Source organism: Arthrobacter arabinosi (assembly GCF_054511115.1).
Window position 1 is genome coordinate 1 of sequence record NZ_JBTNDF010000024.1, and the last position, 3,196, is coordinate 3,196.

The window sequence follows — 3,196 nt, forward strand, 5'->3', positions numbered from 1 at the left end:
TCAGTCGTGAAGTCATCCACGGCCATCTCCTCTCGGATCAGGCCGGGCCCTCACACACCGTTTTTCTTACAGTCCCGGTTCTCGGTCGAGGTGTCGGGCTTGTTGGTGAGTGTTGTCGAGATCGGTTAGTGGTCGTGTGTCGACGAGCTTGTTTACGGGTGTGGCGCGGGTACGGCTGGTGATCCAGTTGGTGAGGTGTTCTGGGCTGAGGGGTCTGCTGTAGTGGTATCCCTGGGCGAGGTCGCAGCCCATGCTGAGCAGGGTGGAGCGTTGGTTGTCTGTTTCGACTCCTTCGGCGACGGCTCTGATGCCTACGGCGTGGGCGAGTTGGATACAGCTCGCAACGATCGCGCTATCCCCGCTATTGCTGCCGAGCCCGTTGACGAAGGACCTGTCGATCTTGAGTTCGTCGATGGGGAAGTCTTTGAGGTAGGTCAGGCTCGCGTAGCCGGTTCCGAAGTCGTCGATGGCCAGTCCCACGCCCAGTGCTTTGAGCGCGGTGAGCACCGTGAGCGCTACAGCTGGGTTGTCCATGAGCGCGGTCTCGGTAATTTCCAGGGTCAGCATATGAGGATCAAAATTGTGCCGGGCGAGGGCGGCTTCGACGATTCCGGTCAGTTGCGGATCGATGAGTTGGCGGGAGGAGAGGTTCACGGCGATCTCGATTGGTGTGTGCACCACGGTCGAAGCGCTCCAATGGGCGCCCTGCTTGATGGCTTCATTGAGCACCCAGGCGCCCAGGTCCCGGATGAGTCCGGATTCCTCTGCCAGGTCGATGAAGTCGATCGGTTGTAGAAGGCCTCGCGTCGGGTGTTCCCACCGGACCAGCGCTTCGACGCCGTTGATGATGCTCGTCGCGACGTCTATGCGGGGTTGGTAGTGGACGCGCAGCTGCCCGGTCTCGATGCCGTGGCGGAGTTCTCCCAGGAGGCGCATGCGGTTCACTGCCGGATCGGACTCGGAAGGATCGTGGACGTCCCAGGTGTTGCGGCCCTGCGCTTTCGCCCGATACATGGCGATATCAGCTCGCCGCAGCAGCCGATCGGCATCGGCGCCCTGGTCATCAGTGAGGGCAATACCAATACTGGCCGAGCAAACCACTTCCAGGCCCTCGATGATCATCGGACTGTTCATTGTTTCGAGCAGCCGCTGGGCCAATGCTGTCGCATCGGACAGGGCACTGACCTGCTCAACCACGACGAATTCATCTCCAGCGAACCGCGCGACGGTCCCGGTGTCCCGGATGGCTGAGGAAAGCCGTCGCGCCACGATGTTCAGGAGCTCATCCCCTGCGTTGTGTCCGAGGCTGTCATTGACCGACTTGAAGTGATCGAGGTCGACGAACAAAACGGCGATCTTCATGCTGGGCAATGGTTCGGCGATGTCCCGCTCGAGGATGGCCGCCAGACCCGCCCGGTTCGGCAGCCCGGTGAGGGAGTCGTGCAGTGCGAGGTGTTGCAGGCCGGCCTCGGCACGAACGCTCCGGGCTTCGGACTCTTCCGCGCGCCGGCGGGCGGCGACGAGTTCAAGCTCGTACTGGCGGCGTTCGTGCGCACTGAAGATGATGACCCGGATCTCCACACCACCGTCGGAACGAACTGCCCGGACAGCTGTGAGCAGGGCGGCCCGGCGTCGTCCTTCCACGTCGAGGATCTCGAAGGACACCTCCGACACGGTCCCGGTGAGTTGCATCTGAGGTGCATTGTGGGTGGAGTGGAGAAGACGATCGCCTATCGGCATCAGCCGGGGCAGCGATGTTCCGATGACGTCGTCGCTGCCATACCCCGTCCAGGCCAGAAAGCTCGCGTTAGCGGCAGTGATCGTCCACGCCTCATCAGTGATCAGATAGCTGCACGGCGCCTCATGAAACAGCTGCTCGTAGTCCATGGCCAAGGTCATGCAAGGCCTGTCATCTGGTGCTGTAGGTACTGCAGAATCGCCTGTGCTGTTTCCTGGGGGGCGCTGGCTTGGGGTACGTGTCCGGTCGCTGCGAGTTCGACGAGCGTGCTGACTGCCAGCCGCTCGTTCAGGTAGCGCCCTACCTCGGCGGGTGCGAGCATGTCATCGGAGCATTGCAGGATCAGCGCCGGAACGGTCAGGTCAGTCAGGTGCGAGCGTATGTCGGAGAGGAAACTAACCCTCGCGAAGTTCCGTGCCGTGTCGGGGTTGGTGCGGCAGAAACTCGCCTCGAGCTCATCCGTCAGTTCAGGAGTGGTGGGATTACCCATGACGATGGGGGCGAGCGAGGCTGACCAAGCGAAGTAGTTGCTGTCCAGGGATTCCAGGAGCCCGTCGATGTCCTGCTGCGTGAACCCACCGACATAGCCCTCGAATGGATCATCAATGTAGGACGGGGACGGCGCTACCAGGACCAACCCACGGAACCTGTCCGCGTCCACGATGGCGGCCTCAATGGCCATCATGGTCGCGATGCTGTGCGCTATGAGGACAACATCATCAAGCTCAAGCTCACGGCACAAGGCGAGCACATCCGTGACATAGCCGTCGAGGGTCGAATACTTCTCGGGATCGTACTGGTCCAGGTCAGAGAGCCCCGAACCCATATGGTCGAATAACACGACCCGGTACCGGTCCTCGAAGAACGGGATGATCCGATGCCACATGCTCTGATCGCACCCGAACCCATGGGCGAACAGCAGCACCGGCCCGCCAGGCCGACCACTGAATCTGACGTTGTGCCGTTCGATGAGGTCCGACATTCCAGCGTGCACAGCAAATCTGCTCTCTACTGTAGTGAAGCGAGGCATGAGGATTAGTGCCCCGCTGATGACTGTCGGCATGCACGCGCTCCCCGTCAACAGTCAAGGGCTTGCATCATCTCCGGCGTTTCAGCAGTATCACCAAGCAGCCATGAGCGAACTCCCCGGCTGGCTGAAGTGGCGAGCCTCACCCGGCATAACAGATCAACCGTTCGGGCCTTCAGTGAGAACACCCTTCCGTCCGATCCTACGGCGGCCCTTTGAAACCGGTCCATGATTTGGGCAGAACCTGACCCAACGCTGAGCATCCAAAGCAACTACCCGCCACCGAGTCCCGCACAGACCCTTCAAGTGATCAGCACAAGGTCAGCCGCGACCGTCGCGCTCAGCGCCTGCGAAGGGACTGTCCGATAAACGGTGTGTGGGGTCCGGCGTTTCATCAGTAAGTTGTTTTCTCGAAGCGTCCTGCGAAGGTG

The 3,196-nt window shown here is 61.2% G+C and carries 2 protein-coding genes; both read right to left on the reverse strand.

The window, feature by feature from the left end; translation table 11 throughout:
* Positions 1-66: 66 nt before the first annotated feature.
* Positions 67-1,887, reverse strand: a complete 1,821-nt coding sequence (locus ACX80P_RS16885; RefSeq protein WP_459279255.1) for a putative bifunctional diguanylate cyclase/phosphodiesterase — start codon at positions 1,885-1,887, stop codon at positions 67-69.
* Positions 1,888-1,895: 8 nt separating this feature from the next.
* Entirely contained in the window at positions 1,896-2,720 is an 825-nt protein-coding gene (locus tag ACX80P_RS16890) for an alpha/beta fold hydrolase (protein WP_459279256.1), read from the reverse strand.
* Between the last annotated feature and the right edge of the window lie 476 nt (positions 2,721-3,196).

What these genes read in the sequence shown, in the direction of transcription:
- ACX80P_RS16885 (WP_459279255.1), bottom strand. Translation starts at nt 1,887, where the DNA reads ATGGACTACGAGCAGCTGTTTCATGAGGCGCCGTGCAGCTATCTGATC.
- ACX80P_RS16890 (WP_459279256.1), bottom strand. Translation starts at nt 2,720, where the DNA reads ATGTCGGACCTCATCGAACGGCACAACGTCAGATTCAGTGGTCGGCCT.